Consider the following 20,771-nt stretch of genomic DNA (forward strand, 5'->3'; position numbering starts at 1 on the left):
CTCTGTAAGATAGTAAGCCTCTATAGTTCGATTCGGTAATTACCGGGCCAGCAGGACGCTGGCCTTTTTTCTGCCCTAAGGGAAATTATTTTACATGCGAAATAAAATAATTCACTTTATCACAATAACCTGTGGAGGTTATATTGATGATTAATAATATGGTTTCGTAAGTATTTTATTTCTTCTTTCGATAGTGCGCCAGTTCGCAAACTGCATAGTTCCTTCATCAAAACTCACTCATTTCCCTCAATTTTTTTCTGTGCAATTCTTACTATTTGTTATCTCAAAATGACATCTCAAAATTGATTGTTATTCATTTTTGTTATAATTAATCAACACGTTCGCATGGTTTTAAGCATGGCTTCAGCTAAAATTAACGTTGATTAAATGTTTTTACGTATCAATAAATGGCTAAAGATAGCTAAAAACTTAATTTTTAACCAACTGTTCGACATGGAATCCACTATGGTAATTAAGCACCAAGGGTGGATGCTGATCTCGCGTTTTGTGAGTAACCAATAGCAAGACATGTCTTAAATATGGAAATAAGGGTTTTAGAATGAGCTTTGGATTAGCAAAGGACAACAAGTTTGAAATCATAGCTACCCTTCGTGAAGAGCTGCACAAGAAAACGAAACTGGAAGTGTTATGTGAAAACAGTAGCGTTATCACTCAGTTAGAGAAGGTTGATTTCGAGCGGTTTGTTATCTCCGGACACGAAGACATTGTACCTGAAAAGGTCCAATACTTTATCCTGCATAGTGAAAGCGGGATTGTAAAATTTAGTGCCAGATTCGAACAAACCCCATTAACAGGTGCGGAAGTGGGATTATCCTACCTCATCCCGGATTTGATTTTCTTTGCCCAGCAGAGACAAAACCAGCGTTTTTCCTTCATGAAGGGGTATGACTTTTTCTGTTTTGGTCGTTACAAGAACGGAGAAAACTACTCGCTGAAGATTAAAAACATCTCTCAGGGTGGTTGTGCGTTAATCGCTGAAGATGTTAACGCCCGTTTTCTTTACAAAGATGCGGTGATTAAAAGCGCTTCACTGGATTTTGACACGTTTGGCAGTTTGCAGTTGGATTTAAAAGTTATTGATGTCGTCGCGATCAACGAATTTGATGAAGATAATCAATTGTATTCCTGCCATCAGATTTCGTGTGGGTTCGATTTTAAAAACCGTCGTGAAGAGACTGAAGTCGAGAAGATTATTATTAAATTTTTAATGAGTAACAAGATTAAAAGCTTATAGGAGTGGTGAACAGGATGTTGATGTGTGGTAGTGATAATTTTGTGGGCAACGGTCTGTTCGCCTACCTGACAAGCAAACATGTACCGATACAAACATTCCAGTTTGAGGATATGTTGCATCAGTCATCATTATGCCAGCATCAAACTATGGTTTTTAATATCATTGATAATGAACAACCGTGCTCAGCTATTGTAGATTTTCTGAATAAAAACCGATTTAAGTTTTATAATAACGTCGTGGTAATTATTGCTGATAGTTTGGTGGCAAAATTATGTGTGGAGTTATTATATGTCGAGAAAACAATAGTTTTGACCGAGAAATCTTCACTGCGTGATTTCGGTCAATTGGCGTCGTTAACGGTCGGGAAATGGAATCCCCGACTATATCGTTCGCAGAAGAAACTAACTGAGAGAGAGCAGCAGATTCTGAATTTGTTGGTAAATGGTTATACCGCCAAAGAAATTTCTGAGTTGGTGAGCCTGAACTATAAAACTATTCAGGCTCATAAGATGCGGGTCGTCGCCAAGCTTGGGCTGACTAATACTTCTGATTTAAATAAATTAATTGTCAGATTTACTCATCGAACGTCTTTTTTACCGTAACCTGACTATTCTTATCTGATGTAACACACCTAATAGTAGATACAATTCGGGAGTGATGTTGACTGGTTTTAAATTTTCATGATTTGTCGAGGGGAAGGTGAATGTTTAATTCCAGTGAGGTGCTAACCGCGCTTGAAAAAGCATTGAATACCAGTCAGCTTTATATGGTTTATCAGCCCATTTTTAATTTGCGTACTCAGTGTATTAGCGGGTTTGAAGCGTTAATGCGTTGGAATAGTCCTCAGATGGGTATGATCTCTCCCGATGTTTTTATTACGTTACTGGAGGACAGCGGCAATATCCTTTCAATTGAAGATATGGTTAGCTGCACGCCATGGGATGTTGCAACCCGCTGGCCAGATTACCTGGTATTATCAATCAACATTTCCGCACTTGAATTTTGCGATCCTCTGTTACCTCAACGCGTCAGAAAAAATCTTATCACCTGTGGTTTGCCGGCCAACCGATGTCAGGTAGAGGTCACGGAAACGTCACCGCTGTGCGACAGTCTGGTCGCGGCTAAAAATATGAAGGAGCTGAAGGCGATAGGGGTCAAACTTGCTCTTGACGATTTTGGAACCGGGCACGCTAATCTTAATTACCTGTTGAAGTATCCTTTTGATACCTTAAAAATCGATAAAGAATTTGTCACCGGCATTGAACCCGACACCCGCTCAACAAAGATTGTGGAGGGTATCATTTCACTGGCGCACAATTTTGGGATTGAAGTTCTTGCCGAAGGGGTGGAAACCCAATCCGAACTGGACCGTTTGATGCAGATGGGTTGTGACAAAATCCAAGGATTTTTCATTTCTCCTCCGGTGTTAGCAGAAGAGATCCCGTTACTCTTAACGCACTATAATCGTTAATCCCTCCAGGTTTTAACCTCTTCAATCATCACTTCGTTGCTGCCAGTCCGTAGCCCTGAAAGGCAAAAAAAAGCCCCCTGCTTAACAGGGGGCTGGCGAGTTTATGTCAGCTTAGAACGATTTCTTGAAGCCGATAGATGCATTGACCGGTGCTTCGACCTGCGACTTACTGCCACCGTTGCTGAATTGTGTACCCAGTTCACCGTAGACCTGCAGATTTCTGTCGATAGACCATGACAGGCCGGCTGCAACTTCAGTGCTGGAGTATTGTTGTGAAGACTCAAGCGTGGTGGTAGCTACCGCATTGCTAAAGTGCGTTTTGTCTTTTGAACCCAGACCCTGCCAGACGTTGACTCTGCCGTATGGCTGGAATTTGCCATGAGTGGTGTCATAGTCAGCGACCAGACGCACGCCCAGACGCGCGGTAAAGGAATCCGCGGAATCCATTTTCACTTTCGTTTGGGTCACACCATCAAGCGTACCGTTATCAAAGTCGCTGTATTGATAGATCAACTGAGCCTGCGGTTCCAGACTCCATGCGCTGGCGCCTAAACGGAACGATTTACCCACCTCTGTCGATGCCGTCAACGTGTTGCCTTTGACGGTATACGAACCGTTATTACCGGTCGCCGCCAGGCGGGATTTATGGTTACCGTACTGCAGGACGTTATCAACATACATGCCGTCACCCGAGAACCAGGTAGCGTAACCGCCGACGTAAAACGCGTTGTCGTCGATATTGCCGCCTTTGCCGTCGCTGCCGGTTTTCGTGCCTTTCACGTTGCTGTCGATATCCAGGATGCTGGTATACATCCCGGCTTTCCAGCTTTCGTTCGCATACATATCGACGCCAACCTGAATACCCATGGTATGGGTGCTGGTTTGCGTCCCGGCCGCATCATCCAGTTTGGTTTTACCGGAGTAGCCAATCATTCTGGCCCAGGCGCGATTGTCTTCATCAAGTCCCGGTTTAACCTCGTCGCCCATACGCTGGTGCATGTTGCCTAACAGGCTGATGTCCCCCTGACGAACCACGCTGGCGAGACCAGAATACAGCATGGTTTCTGGACGGTATTCGCTTCTCAGATACCAGTTTTCGCCCTGACCCTGCGCATTCCCGGCATGCAGTTGGTACTCAAATGCGCCCGCAGCCATACGCTCTGCGGCAAGATGAAAGGCGTCCCGCGAGGTTTGCGCTGTGGTGGTTGCACCGTTGAGTGCGGTGACGACTTCGATACCATCACCGATGGTCGGTGCGCCAAGACCGGAACCATCGACATCCAGCAGCGTATTGCCGCTGGCTTTACCGCCATCAATAATCAGACGGTCGGCAATACCTGCGCCGCTATCGTTCTGGATAGCCGCCATATTGATGGTGCCTTTTTCGCCGGTATAATCCCCTTTGACGGTTAAGGTTGTGCCAGGTTGCTGACCGATGAGCGATACATCGCCGCCGTTGCTCAGTCCCGCTACCGTCTGGTTATAGCCCTGCGTGTTCAGCGTGCTGTCCGCGACAACGTAGTGGTGCGATGCCGCACTCAGAGTGTTGGTATTCCCCGCCTGCAGCACGCCGTTGGCAATCAGCGTTGCGCCGCTGTAGCTGTTTTCACCTTGCAGCTCCGTCACACCGCTACCGGTCTGATGCAGCTGGCCTTTGCCACTGATATTTCCGGTCAGTGCCAGGGTATCGCCACGATTAACGTTGAGTACGCCATTATCAACGATATCCCCCTGAATGCTGCCGATATCACCACCGTTACCCAGCTGTAAAACGCCTTGTTCGATGGTGGTGCCACCGGTGTAGGTGTTATCCAGCGTCAGGGTGAGGGAGCCTTTGCCCGTTTTGGTCAGTTGACCGTTACCTTCGACTTCCGTCAGTAGAGAAACGTCATGTCCGTTGGTGTCGAATGTCCCGCCGCCGGATTCCAGCGTTACCTGACGGGCGGTATCAAACGCTTCGCCATATTTCAGCGTACCACCGTTGAAGGTAATTCCCGTATCTGCCGCACCGAGGTTGGCATCGCCCGCCACCTGTAACGTACCTGAGGTGATGGTGGTGCCACCGCTGTAAGTATTGTCGCCGGTGAGAATCAGTGTACCGAGATCGCCTTTATTCAGGCCACCAGTACCGCGGATCACGCTGTCGATGGTGGCGGTGTAACTGGCGCCATCTACCGTGCCATCGCCGACGCGAATCAGCGTATTGGCGGTATCGGTAGTGATGGCCTCCCCGCCGACGCGATAACCATCGGTAGCGAACTGCGCGCCGCTGATGATGACATCGCCTTGGCTGTTATCGACGGTTACGTTACCCGCTTCGCCCTGGAAGACGGCGAATGCGGCATCGGTAAACGGTGCGTTCAATGCGCCTTCTGGCGTCGATTCATCCGTTGTCCAGTTGTCGTTACCCTGGCTGGATTGCCAGATACCGTCGCCGCCGTTGATGACGCCGTTGTTTTTCAGCTCGCCATTCTCACCGCCGGTACCGTCCCAGAAGCGCAACGTCAGTCCGGCATGGTTGACCAGGTTAACCTGGTTTTTGACCGAAGTTTGTACGTACAAACTGTCCGCGGCTTCCGGCGCGTTAGCAATATCCATCACGTTGTTGGTTAATGTGCCGGTGTAGTTGATGACGCGATAAACGCCAACGTCAAAGCTTCCGCCCGGAGAGGTCTCGATGTTGAGTTTACCGTCGAGCGTCAGATCGCCATTCACGTCGATCAGGTCGTTGAACGCGCCGCCGGGGGTATAAGCCTGACCAAACTGGTAATCCAGTTGGGCGTTATCGCTCAGCGTCAGTGAACCAGTAGTCAGTTTGCCCACGCTGTTGATGGCGGCCCCGGCGGTAATATGACCATCGTCCAGCACATCAACCGCGCCGCCGATAATACCGTTACCGCCGAGCGTGGCCCCGGATTTCACCGTCACCTGACCGGTCGCTGCAGACTGATTACCGTTGACCAGCAGCACGCCTTCGTTAACGTCCGTGGTGCCGGTCCAGGTGTTGTCGCCCGTCAGCGTTAACGTGCCGTCGCCGATTTTCACCAGGCTGCCATCGTTGCCACTGATAATACCGCTAATGGTGTCGGCCAGATGCAGATTCCCCAGCGACAATTCTCTATTGCCCAGTTCGACATTACCCGCGCCGGACAACGAACCGATAGACGTTGCGCTGTTGACTGCGCTCACATCAACCATACCACCCGCCAGGTTTTTAACGACGGTATTCTCTGCCATTGCCTGGTCAGCAAAGGTCATCAGTCCGCTGTTAGTTACATCGGCATTGCCGCCGCTGGCGTTTTCTTCCAGTGCCAGCGTGCTGTCTTTCGCTACGCTAACCGTCGCGTTGCCCGCAGTGGCGTTATTGGTTAACAGCGCTTTCGCTGTGCCCGTCAGGTGCAGTTTGGCGCTGGCGGCAGTCACGGTATCGGCCAACGTTAACAGGCTGTCGGCGATGTTTATCGTCAGAGATTGCAGACTGGTCTCCGCGCCACTGACGTTGAGGGTTGCACCGTTGTTGACGCTCACGGTGCTGCTCTCATTACTGCCGAACGCGCCGGTTTTGCTGACGTTGACCGCCACATTGTTGGCATTGCCGGTGCCGGCAATTTCGGTGTCGCCTTTGTAGCTGTTCGCGCGCTCAAGCGACAGAGTACTGCCCGCATCGCTTGAACTGCTGGTGACTTTCAGTTTACCGTCGCCGGTAATCTCACCGGTTGGCGTGAAGTGGTGCGAATTAAGGTCAAACACCGCCGCGTTTTCATTCGCGCCAAGCGTAATGGTGCGATTGCTGGTCAGGTCCGCGCCCATCTGCAGCGTGGAGCCGTTATTGATAGCCAGGTCGGTACCGCTCTGGCCGAGGTTGCTGTCGGCAGAGATTTGTAACGTACCACCGTCAATGCGCGTGCCGCCGCGATACTCGTTATCACCGCTGAGGATCAGACGACCCAGGTCGGTTTTCACCAGCGTCAGCTTGTCATTCGTGCTGGCTTCGCGGATGACGGACTCAATGGTTGCGGTATAGTTTTGCCCTGCGCCACCGGCACCAACGCGTAGCAACAGTTCACCGGTCCCCGGCGTCTGGCCTGCGTGGGTCGCTGTTTCCGTTGTGGCATGCGCGTTAAGTGTGTCACCTCTCACGACATAGCCATCGGCATCAAACTGCGCCCCGGAGAAGTGAACTTCGCCCGCAGCGTTATCCACGGTGACGGTCCCGCCTTTGGTAGTGAAGATCGCAAAGGATTTCTGCGCCCACGGCGCGTTACCGTCGCCCGTTGCGGTGGTCCAGTTGTTATCACCCTGGCTGCCAATCGCCATCCATTTGCCGTCGCCGCCGTCAATTTTGCTGTCGCCTTCAATGCCGGACGCGCCGTGGTTCTGATTGATGGTTGCGCCGTCCCAGAAGTGTAGGGTAACGCCGTTGGCATTCACCAGGTTGACCTGTTTGTCGATAGAGGTCTGGACAAAAATGTTGCTCTTATCCTGACTGTCCGGCACAACGCCCAGATCCAGCGTCTGGTTATTCAATGTCCCGCCGTAGTTATAAATACGGTATACGCCGGGTCCGAAGCTACCGCCCTGTGAAGTAGTAACATCCAGAGTTCCGTCCAGTTGCAAATCGCCTGCGACGTTAATCAGATCGTTTAGCGCACCGCCCGGCGTATAGGCCTGACCCAGTTCGAAAGCAGAGGTCGTTTTGCTGCCAAGCTGCAGATTGCCGTTAATGGATAACGTCCCCGCACCGCCATCACCAGCGCTGATAGTCGTGGCATCGTTCATCAGCACGTTGCCGCCGATAATGCCATTCCCACCCAGAGTGGAGGTGCCGCTGACGGTGGTCGCGCCGCGCGCGGCGCTCTGATCGCCATTTACCAGCAGCGTACCGTTGGTGACGGTGGTATCACCGGTATAGGTGTTGTTGCCGTTCAGTCGGGTAATGCCGTCACCAATTTGCTTCAGCGCGCCAATGCCCGAGAGCACGCCATTGAGCAGCACGGTGTTAGCGCGGTTAATCGCCAGCACGCCGTTATCGGTGATGTCAGACACGGCGCTTACTTCACCTTCATTCCCGCCGTCACCTAACTGCAGCGTGCCGGTTTGATCAATAGTGGTAGAGCCGGTGTAGCTGTTGTTGGCGGTAAAGACCGTGGTGCCGCCCGCCGCGCGTTCAAATTTCCCGTCACCGCTAATGATACCGCGATAGATCTGCGCTGCTGATGTATCCCCCTGGGTATCGAAGATAACCCTGCTGCCTGCGCCCTGGGTTGTGACATCGTAGTTGCCAATACTGGCGGCAGTACTGGTTGGCTCAACGTGGTCGCCGGTGCGCAGCGTGGCGCCATTGTTTACGGCAATAGTTTTACTTGCCAGATTCAGGTTTTCAACGATGCGGACATCCGCGTTTGACCCGCTGAGGGTTAGCGAATCCCAGCCGGTGCCAATATTCGTGCCGGTAGTCAGGTTGTCACTGACCAGCGTTCCAATCTTCGCATCTTTTGTATCGGTAAAGGTGAGGGCGTTGTCCGTACCCGCAGCGGTAATGATGTGGCGCGTTTTATCCAGCGTCACATTGCCGATGTTAGCTTTATTGTTGCCGCCAGTACCGGCGAAATTCACTTCGCCGGCATAGGTGCCGCTGCGCCAGTTGAAGGTGTCTGCACCTGCACCGGTATTGATTACGCCGCTGGTGACACCGCCGCTGATATCAATAGTGTCATTGCCTGTACCGGACTGAATGGCCACCGCCGTGTCGTTGATGGCCTCCAGAGTTCCGGTGTTGGTAATGGCTTTACTGCTGTCTCCGCTGGCGTCGATTACCGGGGAGGTGGTGCTTGCAGAGATAATCTTGCCACTGTTGGTCAATGCGCTGACGTTTTTTGCGATGATTGCCGAACCGCCTGCGCTGTCATGCACGTTAATATCGGCATTGGTGGTGATGCGCCCGTTAGTATTGGCGCGAATCCCGCTGCCTTCGCTGTTCAATACCTCAATGGTATAGCCTTTACCGATGGTCAGATTGCCCGTCACCGCGTCACCATTGCGCTGTTCAAAGGCGAAGCCGGTACCTTTACCACTAACGTTGAGAATATTGTTCAACCCATCTTTCATGTTCAGCGCGACGCTGGTACGGATCCCCGGACCATCGTTGGCGTTGATCGTGACGTCGTTGAGCGTGATGTCGTTATTGTTGGCATTGTTTTGAATGCCCGCGCCAGTCCCTTTCGCGCTAATCGTTACCCCTTTTGCAGCCAGCTTACCGGCCCCTGTATCGAGGCGAATACCATCAGCCGAACCATCGGTCGTGATGGCATCGCCGGCATTACCGGTAATACTCAAACTGGCACCATTGGTCAGCAGAACGCCTGCGGTTCCGTCATCGACTTGAATCTGACCCAGTTTTTTAATTTGTGCGTTCGAACCAGAAGCTTGTACGCCGATGCCGTTACTCACATGTAAGGCAGCAGTCGCGTTATTGGTTAAACTCCCGCCTTGTTGCACGTTAACCCCAATGCTGTCGGTGCTGGCAAGATCGATACTCGCCTGAGTATCGAGGATCAGGCTGCCCTGGTTCCTTGCCACATAGGCAATGACCTTGTTGCCGGTAGCTTCTGAAGTGATTTTTGCGTTTGAAGTGAGAGTAGTCGCAACGGCGCTACCCTCTGCACTGCCATTCAACTGATGTGCCTGACCATCCACAACCCCGGCAACGGTCCTTTCACCGGTTAAATTGATGGTTGTTTTATCGCTGATGTTACCTGTGGCACCGCCTTCTATCAGCAGTGCGGCGGAGTCGGTACCCTGCACGGTGAACGTGGCTTCGCCGGTATCAACTTTACTGTTTGCGCCCGTTGCAAATACGCCAACGGACTGTTCGCCGTTTAAGGTCAGTTCAAGGTTAGAGCTGGCCTGACCGTCAGGCGTGGTGGTGTTACCGGCCAGCATTGCGCCATTGGCAATACGGAAAATGGTGGTGCGATCCTGTCCGTTGTCATTCATTACTGCCTGACCAATATTGGCAGTCGCGCCTTTACCATACAGGTAGTAGCCAATCTGATCGGTGCTGTTGAATGCCGGGCTACTCAGGTTGTCGACGTTAGCGACGGCGTTATCACGTACGTGTACACCGATGTTCCCGGCTTTGTTTAGCGTGATGTTGGAATAGACGTTGACCACCGCCTTCCCATCTTTGCCACCCTCAGCCCAGACGGCATAGTTACGGTTCCCGACACTACCTTCACCGTCCACGATGATAGAGCCAGCATCGCTGGTGGTGGCTTCGGCATTTTTGTGCGTTGCGCTTACGTGGATCCCGACGTTGTTGGTGCCATTGACGTTTATCTTGCCGTCATTGCGGATTTCCTGATTATTTTCAGCGCCACTATCACGCACGGTGATGCCGTAATTCTTAATGTTGCCTGCGCTGGAATCGCCATTGAGCACGATATTTCCGGTATTGAATACATTGCCGGCCGCGTTACCAATCAGAATACCTGCAGCATTACGTACGCCGGTTCCCAGCGTGATAAGGCCGTTGTTAATCACCTCTTTGGCGCTCTTGGTCATGATCCCGGCACTCAGGCTGGAACCGCCAGCCATGGTGACATCTTTAGAGGGAGCGCTTGCGTTGCGACCAAGATAAATAGTGGCATCCGCGCTGTTGGTAAAGGTGGCATTGTCGGCGACTTCTACGCCATAGGCGGTACCTTTAGCATAGGATGCACCGTTTTTGCTCCCGTCCACGACGTTGATATCGCCGTTGTTGACCCCTTGCGCATTGTCAGACAGTTGCATACCAATGGCCAGCGTCAGCGAGCCTGCGGGGTCGTCTTTGCTCCAGGGATCGGCCGCAGAAGCGGTGCCGAAGTTATCGGTGGTTATCGCCTGGTTGATGGTACCTTCGTTGGTGACTTGACTGGTGCCTTGCCCTTGCATACCAAATGCGCCATAGCTGTTGACGTTTTGGTTACCGTCTTTATCAATAAACAGCCCGGAGTTGATGATCCCGCTGTTGGTTGCCGTCGCATCTTTAGCCAGCATACCAATCGCCAGGCTCTGCCCGGTCGAAGTACGCAATGCGTTCAGTTCGCCCAGGTTAGTGATAACCCCACCATCAATGGCTTTCATCACGCCATTAATACTGCCGTCAACGGCAATAATCGCGTCTTTATTCAGAGTGCCGGAGGTGCCCGCACCATTGGCGTAGATAGCATGCAGCTCACCACGACCGGCGGTGGCGTTGTTGGTATGCGACTCGCCGTCAGTCCAGACCTCGTAATCCCAACTGAGCACGTCAGCGGGTTTACTGGAATTGATCAGACTATCAATCAGCCCGGCGTACTTGGTTTGTGCGGCGGTGACGGTCGTCACCTCCTTTGCATCCAGCCACAGCTGGATTTGGCTGACTTTTTCGCCTTCAGGGTTTTCTGCCGCGTCGTCGCTATTGCCCAGCAGCCAGTCGTTGAAATCGGCCAGCTCCTGCGTGTTGGTAATGCTAAACGTGCGTTCACCGGTTTCGACTACCTGACCCTCCGCATCGTAGCCGTAGGTCATCAGCGTCACATCATCGCCAAACACGGATGTTTGCTTTGAACCGGAGAACATTTTTGGCGGCACAACCGGAGCTGCGTTAAATTTGATGTAGTTATCCGATTGCCAGTTTACCTGGCTACCCGCATCCTGAGCCTCCAGTAAGGAGGAGTCTTTGGCCAGTAACTCGATGGTATTGAGCTGGTCGCGAACATTGAGCGTGTCGTTGCCAATATTCAGGTTAGCAATGGATCTATTGGTCGCCAGCGCGATACCAAATTGCTTATAGATTTCTGACTTCTGTGCATCATAGGTGTTTAATACCGCATCGCCGATTTGCGCTTCGGTAAGAAAGCCACTTAACGCATTAGTATCAAAGACTTTGATGGTTGTTGTTTCGCCGGGAAACGCCGGGTCGTTGATAGCAAATTCTGTGCTCTGTGACGGCGTTGACGATTGGTTGTAAGTCAGGTATTCCGCCAGATCTTCAGCAGTGGTGATTGTTTTAACGCTTTGGTCAGGGCTGGTAGCCTGCAGCGTGATTTTGCCACTTTCCAGCAACTCCCGGATAGTGGTTGATTCAACAACGCCGCTTTGGCCTGGACTAAATGTTGGGATTGCGCCACTGATATTAAGTGCCTGACCGGTGGTGTTATCTTCATATAAGAAACCATAGTCGTGGACATCCTCATATATTCCAGCGGAAATACCTGTCTGGTAGTCGATAAAAATATTGTGCTCACCGATATCGACAATTGGAGTAGCCGAAGCCAGCATTGACGCACCGCTTAATGCGCCAGCTGCCAGTACGGCGACAGTTTTTCGCGAACTGCTTTTTTTCTTGCCTTTGGTTAATTCAGAAACGACTACCCAGATACCGAGCGCCGCGTTCCAAATAATGCTGTAAACTTTGTTCATATATAACCCTTGTCTACATTCCTGTTATGTATGTGTTAATACGTTGAGTTGTTGGCTATGGCTGGCACGCGGATGTGCTACCCGGTAATAAATTTTGGGAAATGGGATTTCCTTCCGTGCGGTGCGGAATTAAAAATGAGCCGAAAGGAAAATTTTTAAAAAATAACCGTGATAATTGTCCTTAAGTAAGTCAGTTACGGCTGGCTATAGTGGGAAATTGTGTACTTGAGCCGGGTATTATTTTTGCCGAGTTTTCTGGCAATGTTGCTTTTGTATGCCCCGATGGTTTTCTCACTTTTCTGTGACGCACCGGCGATTTGCGCCAGCGACCATCCCCGGGCAAGCATCATCATTACGTTGAATTCGTTGGCTGTGATTTTTGTGTGTAGTTCTTTGATACTTTGTTGTTTTTTGTTTTGCGTGATACGTGTGACGGTCTGTAATAGCTGATCAAGGCTGGTGTCTTGATCGAGAAATTGCATGTTCTTGCCGCAAACGGTTTGAAAAATGGTAAAGGTAGCTTCATCTGCCAGAACAATAATTCTGGTAGCAGGACGTAAAGCCATATTGCGGATAATCCTGGCATATTTTAAAAAATCAGATTTGTCAGGATTAATAATGATGCAATCCGTTTCATAAGGAAGCATTTTGACGGCAGAAAGCGTCTGAGAGGAGTAATACGTGATATCAATATATAATGATAAACCACGTAGGATTTCTCGCATGCCTAGCCAGGGGTAAATTGAGTCACCCAAAAAAATAGCCTTAGACATAACGATCTCCTTGAAATTTTGGTGCAAGCAGTCGCCTCTTTTTTTAGACTAAAAAAAGAGTTTTTGACGACGCATGAAATATTAATTAAAAATCGTATAACGTTCTTCGGCGTGAACGCATCCTTATTTATTTCAGACTCAACAGATATTCTCTGTATTTATTTGAAGCATTAACTATTCTTAAGGTAGATATTACACTTTGTTAAAATTTAAGATAAATCGTTTATTTCACCTCTGAGCACAACATTGATAGATTTCACTTATGGATCGAGATAATAATAAGAAGGAGGTTTGTATAAAGACAGGGTATTCCTGGGATTAAAGAAAGGTATTTATATGCAATGGCTTAAGTTTCAAGAAGATACTCATTTTTCTTCATGGTATTAATTGAGTGTAGGAGGATTCTTAATCCTGACCAGGACAGAGAAAGCGGAAGGTTAGGAGAAGAGGCAAATATTGCCGAATTTGCACCTATTGGCTAATAATAGGATAATTACAGATTATATTTCTGCAATAAATCCAATTATTGGAATTTTATCCTTTTTTGATCTTTTTGTGCCTAATTTTGAAATCTGGCTTGCAGGTATCATTTTGTCTTCATGCGCTAGCGATAGCGCTTAGCCCGCCAACAGCTCCTGTTCAACCTGGTGCACCTGTTGTTCCAGCGTATTGCGGATTTCTGTAAGCGCCCGTTGTTGATCGGAGAAATAGGCCTCTTTATCCGTCACGGAGGTGGCAAGCCGCCAGGCGTTCTCAGCTTCCAGTTCGGTAATCTCTTTCAGCAGCGCATTAATTTGTTCTCTGAGCTGCTGTATTTTGCTGCGTAAATGCTGCAGATCGTTCAATCGGTCACTCGCCATCATCGGTTCGAGGCCACTTTGCAATTGAGTCAGTAGCGCCCGAACGGCGGCAAGATCGGCATTTTGGCGCGCCTGGTTCAGTTGAACCATCATCTGATGCGCTTTCTCTTTTAGACAGTCCGCCACCACATCCGGATGGCAAAGACGGCTGGCCTGACGCCACAGGCGTTTTAACTCATTACGTTCATCAGCGGAAAGTCGTTGGTCACGGCTAAAACGGTGCAGTGCATCCTGCTGCTGCTCCTGATACTCATCATATTCATGGCTGGCCTCTTCCTGTGCCTGGCGGGTTGCGCTGTCGTCCTGGCGAGAAAAATCGTTTTCCAGTTCACGAATCTCTGCCAGCAGGGCAGTAATAAGCTCAGTTTGTTGCTGAATGCGTTGACGTGTTTCCACCGATTCACGCGAATCTGAATTCAGATTCATCCACTGCTGCTTGAGCCTGGCCAGTTGATCAACGGCCTGGGAAATATAGTGCTGGCAGGATTGGTAGTCTTTCTCCCGGCGTTTTCGCTCAGCTTCCTGTTTACGCTGGGCGCTGGCGGCGAGCTGTTTACGCAACTCGAGGATCCGGCTCATCAGCGGCCCAAGGCGAAGGTGATACAGATCGTTGAAATCATCGAGGATTTGAATGCGCGTGTTGCGTTTATCGATCAGGTCACGCAGCTGTGTTTCGAGCGCTTTGAGTTCCAGTTTACTGGCGGCAATAGCTGGATCTTGCCACGTAGAGACTGCCCGTTGAGATTGCAGCCAGGCTGAGATTTCACGCAAGGCATCACTAAAGCGTCGTTCTTCGATCGCCTGCACAATAGTATCTGGTACGACGGATAAGGGCTCATTTTTCAGATGTTCTACCTGCTGGAAAATAATCTCCTCATCTTCCAGTTCAATAGCACTTTTGACGATTTCCAGTCGTTTAATGATCTTATTCATGACAGTCGTTGCCTGGCCTGACTCAAAAACGAGTGCCTGAAACACAGCTGGTTCACCCGTTTGAAAATGTTAGAAAAACAGTAAAGCGCATTCTGTGGCCTGTCATGCCTTTTCGTCCAGAATAATTCACCGTAATTATGAACAAACGCAATGCTACAGGCACGGCAGGTCCTTATTGCGCCTTGCGACAACCAGGTTGAAATGTTAAAAGGAGCCCCTTCAATAAAAACGACACAGGGGAAGGGCGTGAAAAACGCGTCAACTGCATCTGACACCAGCGTGTCTGATGCCGCGTCGACGAATGAGCCGACGCTTCAGCGAGGGTTGCAAAACCGCCATATTCAGTTAATTGCGCTGGGCGGTGCAATTGGTACCGGCCTGTTTTTGGGCATTGGCCCGGCTATTCAGATGGCGGGACCTGCGGTGTTACTGGGTTACGGCGTTGCCGGGATAATCGCTTTTTTGATTATGCGTCAACTGGGCGAAATGGTGGTGGAAGAACCCGTTTCTGGATCGTTTGCCCATTTTGCTTATAAATACTGGGGACCGTTCGCGGGATTTCTGTCCGGCTGGAACTACTGGGTGATGTTTGTGCTGGTCGGCATGGCGGAACTGACTGCGGCTGGGATCTACATGCAGTACTGGTTGCCCGATGTCCCAACCTGGATTTGGGCTGCGGCATTCTTTGTGATTATCAATGCCGTCAACCTGGTCAACGTGCGTCTCTATGGTGAAACGGAATTCTGGTTTGCGCTGATCAAAGTGCTGGCCATTATCGGCATGATTGGTTTTGGCGTATGGATGCTGTTTTCCGGCAACGGCGGGGAACATGCAAGCATCGATAACCTGTGGCGTTACAACGGCTTTTTTGCCACCGGCTGGAACGGATTAATTCTGTCACTGGCGGTGATTATGTTTTCCTTTGGCGGACTGGAGCTTATCGGAATTACCGCCGCGGAAGCGCAGGATCCGCAGAAAAGTATTCCGAAGGCGGTCAACCAGGTGGTGTACCGTATTCTGCTGTTTTACATTGGTTCTCTGGTGGTGCTGCTGGCGCTGTACCCATGGGGGGAAGTGAAGTCCAACAGCAGCCCGTTCGTGATGATTTTTCATAACCTTGACAGCAATGTGGTGGCTTCTGCCCTGAACTTTGTCATTCTGGTGGCTTCGCTGTCGGTGTATAACAGCGGCGTCTACTCCAACAGTCGTATGCTGTTTGGTCTCTCCGTTCAGGGGAACGCGCCGAAGTTCTTAACCCGTGTCAGCCGTCGCGGCGTACCGGTGAATTCGCTGATGCTCTCCGGTGCTATTACGTCGCTGGTGGTACTGATCAACTATGTGCTGCCGCAAAAGGCGTTTAGCCTGCTGATGGCGCTGGTGGTGGCGACGTTGCTGCTGAACTGGATTATGATCTGTCTGGCGCATCTGCGATTCCGGGCGGCGATGCGTCGCAAGGGACGTGACACGCAGTTCAAAGCGCTGCTGTACCCGGCGGGGAACTACCTGTGTATTGCTTTCCTCGGCATGATTCTGGTGCTGATGTGTACGATGGATGATATGCGTTTGTCAGCTATCCTGCTGCCGGTGTGGATCCTGTTCCTGTTCGTTACCTTCAAACTGCTGCGTCGTAAGTCTCGCTAAGTTTATACCGATCTCATCCTGGTGATGAGATCGGTCATTTATCTATTCTACGGATTAACGCTGAAACGCGCCTGACAGCGCGCGAATATCATTTCCGGTAGGCGACTGATGAATGCGTAAACCAAACTCTTCGACCACCGCAAATATATGGTCGAAAATATCAGCCTGAATACTCTCATATTCCAGCCAGACCACCGTATTGGTAAAGGCATAAATTTCGATCGGTAAACCGTGATCGTCTGGCGCAAGCTGGCGTACCATTAACGTCATATCTTTGCGAATACGCGGGTGGTGACGCAAATACTCGTTCAGATAGGCGCGGAAAGTACCAATATTGGTCATCCGACGGTGATTCAATACCGATTCAGGCGCATCTAATTGCTGATTCCACGCGTCGATTTCCTGATGGCGCGTGGTCAAATACGGTTTCAGCAGGTGCGCTTTATGCAGCCTCTGACGTTCATCCTCATCAAGAAAATGAATGCTGGTGGCATCAATGCTAATGCTGCGTTTAATTCTCCGACCACCGGAAGCGGACATCCCACTCCAGTTTTTAAAGGAATCTGATACCAGTGACCAGGTAGGAATAGTGGTGATGGTATTATCCCAGTTACGCACTTTTACGGTAGTTAAGCCAATATCAATAACCGCGCCATCTGCACCGTATTTCGGCATTTCCAGCCAATCGCCAAGCTTAAGCATGTCGTTAGCGGAGAGCTGTATTCCGGCCACCAGACCGAGGATCGGGTCCTTAAACACCAGCATTAATACGGCCGCCATCGCACCCAGGCCGCTTATCAGTATTGCCGGCGATTGGCCAATCAGCAGGGAAATCATCAGGATCCCGACAAGAATCGCGGCAATCAGTTTGATGCCCTGAAATATACCTTTCAAGGGTAATTGGGATGCGGCAGGGAGTTTTTGCGACAGGTTGAGAATAACGTCCAGCAGAGAAAATAGGGACAGCAGGGCGTACATCATGATCCACAGCTGTGCGCAGGTCACTAATATATCTGCCGCTTCACTGCCTTTTTGTAGCCAGAGTGTAGCCTGTATATTGACGATGATACCTTGCAGCGTAAACGCCAGGCGGTGGAATAATTTGTTCTGTGTGATAATTTGCAACCACAGACGGGAACTGGTACTGGCGCGTTTTTCAAATGCGCGTAATACCACCCAGTGCAAAATAACGTGAACAATAATGGCGGTGAGAAAAATAATGCCAAAAATCATCACCAGCGAGGTGGTGTGATTTATTTCAATGCCGAGTTCTTCTACCTGAGATATCAATTCCTGCATAACGTCTCCTTAATAAACAGCGGTCTATGATGACCGCTGTGCGGAGCTTATGCAAATGCGGGGATTAGACTTCCGTCAGCGTTGTTTCCAGCGGCAGACGGGATTTCGGCAGCGCGGCGTTGAAATCTTCTACGCTGTGATGACCCACCGGGACCACCACTACGCTGGTGAAACCTTTTTCTTTCAGACCAAATTCTGCATCCATCACCGCCGCATCAAAGCCTTCGATCGGCACTGCATCCAGACCCATTGCTGCAACGCCCAGCAGGAAGTTACCGACGTTCAGGTACACCTGTTTTGCCATCCAGTGGTTGTCATCTTTCAGTTCTTTGCGATGCATATCAGCAAAGAAGGTACGACCTTTGTGGTTAGCGGCTTTAGCTTCAGGGGTGGCGAAGCGGCCATCGCTCTCTTCTTGATCCACCACGCGCTCCAACCACGCGTCGTCCATCGCCGTTTTGGCGCAGAACACCACTACGTGAGAAGCATCCAGCATTTTGCGTTCGTTGAACACAAAACCGCCGGCTGCGGATTTGGCTACTCGCGCTTTACCTTCGTCAGTGCTGGCAACGATAAAATGCCATGGCTGAGAGTTGGTGCTGGATGGGCTATATTGCAGCAGCGTTTTTAATTTTTCGGCTTGCTCAGTGGTCAGTTTTTTAGTCGGATCGAATGCCTTAGTGGAGTAACGTTTTAAGGCGACAGAAACAATATCCATAACTACTCCTGGTGGTTTTTTATACCCTGCGGGTACGTTTTGTTTCAGCAGGGTACAGGGTTAGCAGGAAAAAGATAAGACAGGAAAAAGCAAAAACACTTATTGGGGTTAACGATAAATCAGTCTGGACGCAGGCGTTTTTGATCCCGCTTCGCCAGGCCGTCTACGACACGGTGCCATGAGTCGTTTACCAGCTCTTCCAGCAATGACTCGGTAATGTCATCGCCGGGGTAGACGGAGATCCAGTGCTTTTTATTCATGTGATAGCCGGGTTCAATGCTGGGGTAAATCTGCTGGTTTAACAGAGATTTTTGCGGATCCGACTTCAGATTGACCAGTGGGCGTCCGCGTAGCTCTGAGACCAGCATAAAAATTTTCCCGCCAACTTTGAAGACGTCGTATTCCGGGCCGAATGGCCAGCAGTGCTCGGTAAAAGGCAGTTCGAGCGCAAGGCGCTTCGCACAGGTATGCAGTGTCTGGCCGTCCATTATTTTTCCTCGCGGGTTAGTGCGCGCCACATCGCTTCAAATCCCATCGATATGTATTCCTTGGCCCGGGCAGAGTCGCGGGCTGCGAACTCCATGGTGGTTTCCGCCAAAGAGAGAAAAAGGCCATCGCCGAAGGCGCGATATTCGTCAGACATAAACTCAGGTCGCACGGAGCGATGGCAAAGATCGCGCAGCTCCGGGAACATATCATCAGCCTGCTGTTCGGTTTCTTTGCTGATCTTTTCGCTGACGGCGAGCTGTCGAATAGTGCGATGCCCACAGGTATGGTTCAGACCCCAGTTAATGTAGCTGTTCCAGATATAGTGAGTCATGGTTTTGGCATCGGTCACTGAACGATCCAGATCGGCCATCATCGACTGACAGAGATCGTGCTTTAAAAAGAGGTAAAGCTCGTTGATCAAATCATCTTTGGTCGCGAAATAGCGAAACAACGTTCCCTCCGCAACACCTGCATTGCGGGCAATTACGGCGGTAGATGCCGCAATGCCTGATTGTGCAAATGCTGTGGTTGCAGCTTCCAGTAATGCTAATTTTTTGTCTTCACTCTTCGGACGAGCCACTACACTTTACCCTTAAGTTGTAAAAAGCATGATTGAATCACGGCCTTTGCAGCACCGCAACGGTGAATGTCAAAGATTGAAAATCATCTTGACGGCGAACTTTCGATTTCTATAATGAGTGCTTACTCACTCATAATCAAGAGTCGGTCACGCAAACCAGCGGAAAGGGGGCGTGTTTAAGGTCAGGATATGAAGCGTCTCACAGTTTGTGTGGTTGTTATTATGCTCATTGGCGCAGCTGCAAGTTTACCGTTTTTACTCAATGCCGGGTTTGGTCAGCCACCGAAAGGGGCACAGCTGAGTCAGGTTGAACAATCACCGCACTATCGTGATGGACAGTTTCATAACCAGGTGCCGACACCAAGCTATACCGGTAACAAAAGTATGCTGGCTGCCTGGTGGGAGTTTTTGGTCGCTAAGCGCGAAAATGCGCGGCCGGCACATCCATTGCCATTGGTGGCGACCGATCTCGCCGGGTTATCTCCAGAGCAGGACACGCTTGTCTGGCTGGGCCATTCTTCATGGTATTTACAGCTGGTGGGTCAACGTATCCTGATTGATCCCGTGTTTAGCAACTATGCCGCACCGCTTTCATTCCTGAACAAAGCCTTTGCCGGTGATTATCCGTGGTCCGCACAGACGATGCCGGAGATCGATCTGCTCATTATCTCGCACGATCACTATGACCACCTGGATCTCGCCACGATCAAGGCGTTAATGCCGAAAATTAAGCGGGTGATTACACCGCTTGGCGTAGGGTCGCATCTGCGTTATTGGGGGATGCGCGGCGAGATAATCGACGAGATGGACTGGAATCAATCCATCAGAGTAACGGATTCGCTGATCGTTCATGCGTTGCCAGCCCGTCATTTTTCGGGGAGAGGCATTAAGCGCAACCAAACGCTATGGGCGAGTTTCATGTTTGAAACGCCGGAGCAGAACGTTTACTACAGTGGCGATTCCGGCTATGGACCACATTTTAAAGCCATCGGTGAGCAGTTTGGCTCGGTTGATTTGGCGATTATGGAGAACGGCCAGTATGACCATGACTGGAAGTTTATTCACATGATGCCGGAAGAGACGGCACAGGCTGCGGCCGATCTGCATGCGAAAGCCGTGTTGCCAGGGCATGCTGGTCGTTTCGTTCTGGCGAAACATTCCTGGGATGATCCCTACAAACGACTGGCGCTTGCCAGCCGCCGTCACGATTACCGACTGCTGACGCCAATGTTGGGTGAACCGGTAATACTGTCCGAACCGGACCAACCGTTTACGGCCTGGTGGCAACAGGCGACTCAATGAATACAG

Annotated in this window: 12 protein-coding genes; 5 read left to right on the top strand and 7 right to left on the bottom strand. The window is 50.3% G+C overall.

The features are described 5' to 3' along the window. Positions 1-559 precede the first annotated feature (559 nt). The 3 genes from On2M_RS10475 to On2M_RS10485 all read left to right on the top strand — a co-directional run bounded on the left by On2M_RS10475 (position 560) and on the right by On2M_RS10485 (position 2,726). The gene (locus On2M_RS10475; protein WP_151224896.1) at positions 560-1,255 is read left to right on the top strand and encodes a pilus assembly protein PilZ; all 696 of its coding nucleotides are present in this window, start codon (positions 560-562) and stop codon (positions 1,253-1,255) included. A gap of 20 nt (positions 1,256-1,275) precedes the next feature. After that, positions 1,276-1,857, top strand: coding sequence for a helix-turn-helix transcriptional regulator (locus tag On2M_RS10480; RefSeq protein WP_187252857.1), 582 nt, complete (start codon positions 1,276-1,278; stop codon positions 1,855-1,857). A 101-nt stretch (positions 1,858-1,958) separates the two neighbouring features. Further along, positions 1,959-2,726: an EAL domain-containing protein gene (locus tag On2M_RS10485; RefSeq protein WP_151218703.1), complete on the top strand. Its 768-nt coding sequence runs from the start codon at positions 1,959-1,961 to the stop codon at positions 2,724-2,726. Positions 2,727-2,837: 111 nt separating this feature from the next. On the opposite strand, the gene On2M_RS10490 is transcribed toward On2M_RS10485, so the two are convergent. The 3 genes from On2M_RS10490 to On2M_RS10500 form a co-directional block, all read right to left on the bottom strand. Beyond that, positions 2,838-12,170 (bottom strand): autotransporter outer membrane beta-barrel domain-containing protein, encoded by a 9,333-nt coding sequence (locus On2M_RS10490; RefSeq protein ID WP_210904796.1) that lies wholly within the window; start codon positions 12,168-12,170, stop codon positions 2,838-2,840. Positions 12,171-12,364: 194 nt separating this feature from the next. After that, the gene (locus On2M_RS10495) at positions 12,365-12,943 is read right to left on the bottom strand and encodes a LuxR C-terminal-related transcriptional regulator (protein ID WP_210904797.1); all 579 of its coding nucleotides are present in this window, start codon (positions 12,941-12,943) and stop codon (positions 12,365-12,367) included. Between the two features lie 617 nt (positions 12,944-13,560). Beyond that, positions 13,561-14,736 carry a DnaJ family molecular chaperone gene (locus On2M_RS10500; RefSeq protein ID WP_187252854.1) on the bottom strand — a complete coding sequence of 392 codons (1,176 nt, stop codon included), beginning with the start codon at positions 14,734-14,736 and terminating at the stop codon, positions 13,561-13,563. A gap of 246 nt (positions 14,737-14,982) precedes the next feature. On the opposite strand from On2M_RS10500, the gene pheP reads away from it, so the two are divergent. Further along, a complete protein-coding gene (gene pheP / locus On2M_RS10505; protein WP_210904798.1) occupies positions 14,983-16,377 on the top strand; it encodes a phenylalanine transporter in 1,395 nt (464 codons plus the stop codon). Between the two features lie 54 nt (positions 16,378-16,431). Here the strand turns inward: pheP and On2M_RS10510 are convergent, their stop codons facing one another. The 4 genes from On2M_RS10510 to On2M_RS10525 all read right to left on the bottom strand — a co-directional run bounded on the left by On2M_RS10510 (position 16,432) and on the right by On2M_RS10525 (position 19,463). Further along, positions 16,432-17,676 (bottom strand): mechanosensitive ion channel family protein, encoded by a 1,245-nt coding sequence (locus tag On2M_RS10510; RefSeq protein ID WP_187259404.1) that lies wholly within the window; start codon positions 17,674-17,676, stop codon positions 16,432-16,434. Positions 17,677-17,740: 64 nt separating this feature from the next. Continuing rightward, positions 17,741-18,394 carry an oxygen-insensitive NAD(P)H nitroreductase gene (nfsB, locus tag On2M_RS10515; RefSeq protein WP_151224899.1) on the bottom strand — a complete coding sequence of 218 codons (654 nt, stop codon included), beginning with the start codon at positions 18,392-18,394 and terminating at the stop codon, positions 17,741-17,743. A gap of 119 nt (positions 18,395-18,513) precedes the next feature. Then, positions 18,514-18,882 carry an MmcQ/YjbR family DNA-binding protein gene (locus On2M_RS10520; protein ID WP_151218706.1) on the bottom strand — a complete coding sequence of 123 codons (369 nt, stop codon included), beginning with the start codon at positions 18,880-18,882 and terminating at the stop codon, positions 18,514-18,516. Next, a complete protein-coding gene (locus On2M_RS10525) occupies positions 18,882-19,463 on the bottom strand; it encodes a TetR/AcrR family transcriptional regulator (protein ID WP_187252851.1) in 582 nt (193 codons plus the stop codon). Before On2M_RS10525 ends, On2M_RS10520 begins: the two co-directional genes overlap by 1 nt. Positions 19,464-19,652: 189 nt before the next feature. Here On2M_RS10525 and On2M_RS10530 point away from each other — a divergent pair, with 189 nt between their 5' ends. Beyond that, positions 19,653-20,765 carry an MBL fold metallo-hydrolase gene (locus tag On2M_RS10530; RefSeq protein ID WP_151218707.1) on the top strand — a complete coding sequence of 371 codons (1,113 nt, stop codon included), beginning with the start codon at positions 19,653-19,655 and terminating at the stop codon, positions 20,763-20,765. The last annotated feature ends 6 nt before the right edge of the window (positions 20,766-20,771 follow it).

The organism is Citrobacter sp. On2M (assembly GCF_018035235.1).
In the GTDB taxonomy this organism is placed as follows: Bacteria; Pseudomonadota; Gammaproteobacteria; order Enterobacterales; family Enterobacteriaceae; genus Citrobacter; species Citrobacter meridianamericanus.

Excerpts from the sequence above, each read along its gene's own strand:
- On2M_RS10495 (WP_210904797.1), bottom strand. The coding sequence starts at position 12,943 with ATGTCTAAGGCTATTTTTTTGGGTGACTCAATTTACCCCTGGCTAGGC.
- On2M_RS10530 (WP_151218707.1), top strand. The coding sequence starts at position 19,653 with ATGAAGCGTCTCACAGTTTGTGTGGTTGTTATTATGCTCATTGGCGCA.
- On2M_RS10500 (WP_187252854.1), bottom strand. The coding sequence starts at position 14,736 with ATGAATAAGATCATTAAACGACTGGAAATCGTCAAAAGTGCTATTGAA.
- On2M_RS10510 (WP_187259404.1), bottom strand. The coding sequence starts at position 17,676 with ATGCAGGAATTGATATCTCAGGTAGAAGAACTCGGCATTGAAATAAAT.
- On2M_RS10490 (WP_210904796.1), bottom strand. The coding sequence starts at position 12,170 with ATGAACAAAGTTTACAGCATTATTTGGAACGCGGCGCTCGGTATCTGG.
- On2M_RS10480 (WP_187252857.1), top strand. The coding sequence starts at position 1,276 with ATGTGTGGTAGTGATAATTTTGTGGGCAACGGTCTGTTCGCCTACCTG.
- On2M_RS10520 (WP_151218706.1), bottom strand. The coding sequence starts at position 18,882 with ATGGACGGCCAGACACTGCATACCTGTGCGAAGCGCCTTGCGCTCGAA.
- On2M_RS10485 (WP_151218703.1), top strand. The coding sequence starts at position 1,959 with ATGTTTAATTCCAGTGAGGTGCTAACCGCGCTTGAAAAAGCATTGAAT.
- nfsB (WP_151224899.1), bottom strand. The coding sequence starts at position 18,394 with ATGGATATTGTTTCTGTCGCCTTAAAACGTTACTCCACTAAGGCATTC.
- On2M_RS10475 (WP_151224896.1), top strand. The coding sequence starts at position 560 with ATGAGCTTTGGATTAGCAAAGGACAACAAGTTTGAAATCATAGCTACC.